At 47.3% G+C, this 4,861-nt stretch carries 6 protein-coding genes; 4 read left to right on the plus strand and 2 right to left on the minus strand.

What is annotated here, in order from left to right; genetic code table 11:
* Positions 1 to 292: 292 nt before the first annotated feature.
* Both ABDK92_10970 and ABDK92_10975 read right to left on the minus strand, forming a co-directional pair.
* Positions 293 to 709, minus strand: coding sequence for an ACT domain-containing protein (locus ABDK92_10970; protein ID MEN3187122.1), 417 nt, complete (start codon positions 707 to 709; stop codon positions 293 to 295).
* Positions 706 to 1,989 carry a phenylacetate--CoA ligase gene (locus tag ABDK92_10975; GenBank protein MEN3187123.1) on the minus strand — a complete coding sequence of 428 codons (1,284 nt, stop codon included), beginning with the start codon at positions 1,987 to 1,989 and terminating at the stop codon, positions 706 to 708. Before ABDK92_10975 ends, ABDK92_10970 begins: the two co-directional genes overlap by 4 nt.
* 325 nt (positions 1,990 to 2,314) lie before the next feature.
* Here ABDK92_10975 and ABDK92_10980 point away from each other — a divergent pair, with 325 nt between their 5' ends.
* The 4 genes from ABDK92_10980 to ABDK92_10995 all read left to right on the plus strand — a co-directional run.
* Positions 2,315 to 2,737, plus strand: a complete 423-nt coding sequence (locus tag ABDK92_10980; GenBank protein ID MEN3187124.1) for a hypothetical protein — start codon at positions 2,315 to 2,317, stop codon at positions 2,735 to 2,737.
* On the plus strand, positions 2,656 to 2,988 hold the full coding sequence (locus ABDK92_10985) for a hypothetical protein (GenBank protein MEN3187125.1): 333 nt from the start codon (positions 2,656 to 2,658) through the stop codon (positions 2,986 to 2,988). Before ABDK92_10980 ends, ABDK92_10985 begins: the two co-directional genes overlap by 82 nt.
* 269 nt (positions 2,989 to 3,257) lie before the next feature.
* Positions 3,258 to 4,256, plus strand: coding sequence for an autoinducer 2 ABC transporter substrate-binding protein (locus tag ABDK92_10990; protein ID MEN3187126.1), 999 nt, complete (start codon positions 3,258 to 3,260; stop codon positions 4,254 to 4,256).
* A gap of 91 nt (positions 4,257 to 4,347) precedes the next feature.
* Positions 4,348 to 4,861: ATP-binding cassette domain-containing protein (locus ABDK92_10995; GenBank protein MEN3187127.1), on the plus strand; the 514-nt coding region annotated here is incomplete at its 3' end.

The following is a 4,861-nucleotide window of genomic DNA, read 5'->3' on the forward strand; positions in this document are numbered from 1 at the left end:
TTTCAAATCATCTTGCTCATTTCCTGCCATGGCTTCTTTCCGCTTTGGTATTTTCTGGAATGGCTCATGTCGCTTTTTCAATGAATCTTGATTTTTCTTGAAAAGTTGTTGCCGTAAATGGAGTTTTTTAGGATTGTTGCTGTAATCGAGTGGCATCGGATGGTACCGTCAGCTTCTCCTTAAAGAATGGGTTTTTGCAAGGTTGTTTTGGGGTGGGAAGGAATTATGGTTAGAGGCTTTTACCCCTTGCCGTACATCGAATTAAGGCAAGGGGACTATTTTTTTACACGGGTTAAAATGGTATTTCCTCAAGAAGAGGAATGGTATGGTTTTCCAGGGTTTTTCTGGCTTTTTCCGGGTCCTCTACCCGGAACACCACATAGGCTTTGTCTTTGTGAGGGGAGACGAAAGCATAGAGGTACTCAATGGAAATCCCTTCCCGGGTGAGCATTTCTACCACCTGACACAGTCCTCCAGGACGGTCGTCGACCCCCACGGCAAGAACTTCGGTGAGAGTTGCCGTAAATCCTTCGTTCTTGAGTTGTTCAACTGTTTTTTCGGGATTTTCCACGATGAAACGCAGGACTCCGAACTCAGCTGTATCAGCTAAAGACAAAGCCCTCAAGTTGACATTCCATGTCCGCAATTTGTCGAGCACCGCATATAGACTTCCCGGCCGATTTTCTAAAAAAACCGAGATCTGTTTCATTGGACTCCCTCTTTTTTTCGCAGGTCAATGACCCGCTTAGCCTTGCCCTCGGATCGGGTGATACTTTTTGGTTCTAGAAGCTTCACTTCGCAGCTCAAGTTGAGCTCGGCTTTGAGTTTTTCTTCAATCTGCTTTTTGAGTTTTTCCAGAACTTTGACTTCGTCTGAAAATACCTGGGGTGACACTTCCACGTGGACCGCAATCTGATCCAGATAGTTTTCCCGACTGAGGACAATCTGATAGTGTGGTTCTACACCGTCAAAACTCAGTATTACGCTCTCAATTTGAGAAGGATAGACATTGACTCCCCGAATGATGAGCATGTCGTCGGTTCGGGAAGAGACCCGCTGCATCCGCACCATGGTTCTTCCACACCGGCACGGTTCATAGTAAAGCGCCGAGATATCGCCGGTTCGGTATCGAATTACGGGAGTACCTTCTTTGGTAAGGGTGGTAAAGACCAGCTCCCCAGTGGTGCCTTCCGGCAATACCTGTCCGGTTTTCGGGTCGATCACTTCGGGCAGGAAGTGGTCCTCAGAAATGTGGAGCCCATTTCTTGCTTCACACTCAAAAGCGACCCCCGGGCCAATTACTTCACTCAGACCATAGATGTCAAAAGCCCGAATGGGGAGTTTTTTCTCGATTTCAGCCCGCATTTCCTCCGACCAGGGCTCAGCCCCAAAAATGCCCAGACGAAGACGACTCCTCGTCCAATCCACGTTGTTTTCCCGGGCCACTTCCGCCAGGTACAGAGCAAAAGAAGGCGTGCAGCAGAGAACCGAAATCCCAAAGTCACGTAAAATCTGGATTTGCCGCAGAGTATTGCCCACCGACATGGGTACCACCGTTGCCCCAAGTTTTTCGGCTCCGTAATGAACACCCAGTCCTCCGGTGAAAAGGCCGTATCCAAAAGCCACCTGGATGATATCTTCCTGGGTGACACCGCATCCGGCCAGTGTTCGGGCCATGAGTTCTGACCAGGTTTCAATGTCCTGTGGTGTGTACCCCACCACCGTGGCTGTTCCGGTGGTTCCAGAGGAGGAATGGATTCGTACGATGTTATGCATGGGTTCAGCAATGGCCCCGAAGGGATAAGCCTGGCGCAGGTCATCTTTGGTGGTGAAGGGTAGGTTTTTTAAATCCTCCAGAGTGTTTATTTTGTATACATCTATCCCTGATTCTTCCAGTTTTTTCCGATAATAGGGAAGGTTATGGTAAGCCCGAACGAGCACCTTTTTCAGCCGGTTGAGCTGGATTTTGTGTAAATCCTCCCGAAGCATGATTTCCGTTTTTTCATCCCAGAGCGTTTTTGCCACCTCCCTCCGTTTTTTTTATTGTAGCAATTTTACCGGTATTGGGAAAAGGGCCTTTGAAAAGAACTGAGGATATTTTAGCATTGTATGGTTCTCGGAAGGGAAACAAGTGGAAGTGGGTAGTATGAAGTGTCATGTCCTATTTTTGCGGACTCCCAAATGGTAAACTAATGCGTAGTGTCCATCTCGGTTACACTGATTACTGTAGGAATGGTATGGTTGGAATTCGCGGACACTTCGGAAGATGGTGGAACCATGCCTTTTTGATCTTTGAGTCGGGGGAGGTCCATTCATGGTGAAAATTTCTGCTTCACTTTTAGCGTGCGACGAAGCCTATTTGGGAGAAACAGTGGTCAATCTGGAAAAGGCAGGTGTGGACTTAATTCACCTGGACGTGATGGATGGTCACTATGTGAAAAATTTCGCTTTTAGTCCTAAAACCGTTCGAGATTTACGGAAAATCACCGCGTTACCATTTGAGGTTCATCTTGAAATTGAGAATCCTGAGCAGTACACCTCCATATTCGCTGAAGCTGGGGCTGATGTCCTCATTGTGCAACTTGATACCGTTCGCCATCCCATCAGGACTTTAAAGGAAATTCGTAGCTTTGGGAAAAAAGCTTTGGGAAAAAAGTGGGGATTGCTATCAATCCCTGTGGCAGGTTCGAGGAATTGCAGTACCTGGCAGCATACGTTGATTATGTACTCTTTATGAGCGTTGAACCAGGATTTGGTGGTCAGGAATTTGAAGAGAATGTGGTGGATAAAATTAACCTGGCCAGAAGAAAAATGACGGAATGGGGATATTCCATACCAATGGGAGTTGATGGGGGAATTAACTTCGAAAACGCGGCTCTGGTAACGCAGGCTGGAGTAGAAATTGTGGTGGTAGGGACAGCGTTGTTTTCCCAGCACAAATTTTTTGATGCCGTTACCAGATTCAAGCAGTTAGCGGTGTTTCCCTGATTTTGCGCCATGGCTGCGACGTTCGCTTCGTTTTAACCTGAAGGGCTTATTTTGCGGTTTTTGGAAAAAGACTGGTGTGTTGACAGGAGACGACGATTTGATAAAATGAGCAAAGGTACTATAACAAAATTCATGCCTGTGGAGAAAAGGAGGTGAGCGCGGAGGATACCAATCAGAAATTTGTGGTTTTCGGGATCGGACTACCGTTTTTCGGGAAAGCACTTTCGTGTTGGGGTCACTGGGTATTGTGGCGAGAATGAACAAACACAGTGAGAAGGTTAGATATAAAAAAGTTCTTTTTCCTGCTTTTTGTAGTTGCTTTATTGATGGTGGTTCTGGCGGTTCCAGCGATGGCTAAGAAGTACACGATTGCGACTGTGGTAAAATTAGATGGCATCGCTTGGTTTGAACGGATGCGCGAGGGTGTCAAGAAGTTTGCCGAAGATACTGGTCATGAAGCCTTCCTGGTTGGTCCTCCTAAGGCAGATGCAGCGCTGCAAGTTCAGATTATTGAGGACTTGATTGCTCAGGGTGTCGATGCGATTTGTGTGGTTCCCTTTTCTCCCGAAGCGGTGGAGCCGGTCTTGAAGAGAGCCATGGACGAAGGAATTGTCGTTATTACTCATGAAGCGTCCAATATCCAGAATGCTCACTGGGACCTTGAAGCCTTTGATAACCTGGCTTTTGGAGCAAAATTGATGGATTACCTGGCCGAGTACATGGGCGGAGAGGGCGAATATGCTACCATGGTGGGAAGCCTTACCTCCAAAACCCATATGGAGTGGATTACTGGTAGTGTGGAGCGTCAGAAAGAAAAGTACCCCAACATGAAGCTAGTCACCGAAACTCCCCTTGAAGATTACGACGATCAGACTCGGGCTTACGAAAACATGAAGGAGCTCCTGCGTACCTATCCCAATCTGAAGGGTGTACGGACTTCGGCATCTACCGCAGCGCCTGGATGTGGTCTGGCGGTGGAAGAAGCTGGACTGCAGGATCAGATCGCTGTTATTGGGCCGAGCCTCGTTTCCCTTTCTGGACAGTATCTGGAAAGTGGCGCCATCAAGATGATTGGTTTCTGGGATCCGGCTGACGCAGGGTATGCCATGAATAAATTAGCGGTTATGGTGCTGGAAGGTCAAGAAGTTGGTGATGGTCTGGATTTAGGGGTTCCCGGCTATACCAAGCTTCGCCAGGATGGCCGTGTGCTCTACGGCGAAGCGTGGGTCTTTGTGACCAAAGACAATATGGATCAGTATAATTTCTAATTGTTTCAGGTGCATTCAGGCTAGCAACGGGTGTGTTGCTAGCCTGAATGAAAGAAGCAGGAATAATTTACAGGAGGGAGCCCGCTTGGTTATGGATGATGAATTTTTGGTGGTTAAGAATGTCAGTAAAGCGTTTGCCGGGATTCAGGCTCTCAAGAAGGTTAACCTTGCGATTCATCGAGCGGAAATCCGTTGTTTGGTGGGAGAAAACGGTTCGGGAAAGTCAACCCTTATCAAAATTATGTCTGGGGCCGAAGTACCCGATGAAGGAGAAATTATTATTAATGGTAAAAATTTCCCCAGACTGCACCCGATTGATTCCATTCGAGAAGGTATTCAGGTAATCTATCAGGATTTCTCTCTTTTTCCCAATTTGAGTGCTGCGGAAAATATTGCTTTCAACTATTTACTCGAGAAAAAGCAGCGTCTGGTGAGCTGGAAAGAGATTGATGGAGTTGCACGTGAAGCGTTAGCAAGCATCAATGTCAAGATTGACCTGCACCGTCGAGTAGAAGAACTCTCTGTGGCTGATCGACAATTGATTGCTATTTCCCGGGCGCTCTTGCACGATGCTCGCCTGATTATCATGGATGAACCCACCACGG

It is taken from the genome of Atribacterota bacterium (assembly GCA_039638595.1).
In the GTDB taxonomy this organism is placed as follows: domain Bacteria; phylum Atribacterota; class Atribacteria; order Atribacterales; family Caldatribacteriaceae; genus Profundicultor; species Profundicultor thermophilus.

Excerpts from the sequence above, each read along its gene's own strand:
- ABDK92_10970 (MEN3187122.1), bottom strand. The coding sequence starts at position 709 with ATGAAACAGATCTCGGTTTTTTTAGAAAATCGGCCGGGAAGTCTATAT.
- ABDK92_10975 (MEN3187123.1), bottom strand. The coding sequence starts at position 1,989 with ATGCTTCGGGAGGATTTACACAAAATCCAGCTCAACCGGCTGAAAAAG.
- ABDK92_10980 (MEN3187124.1), top strand. The coding sequence starts at position 2,315 with ATGGTGAAAATTTCTGCTTCACTTTTAGCGTGCGACGAAGCCTATTTG.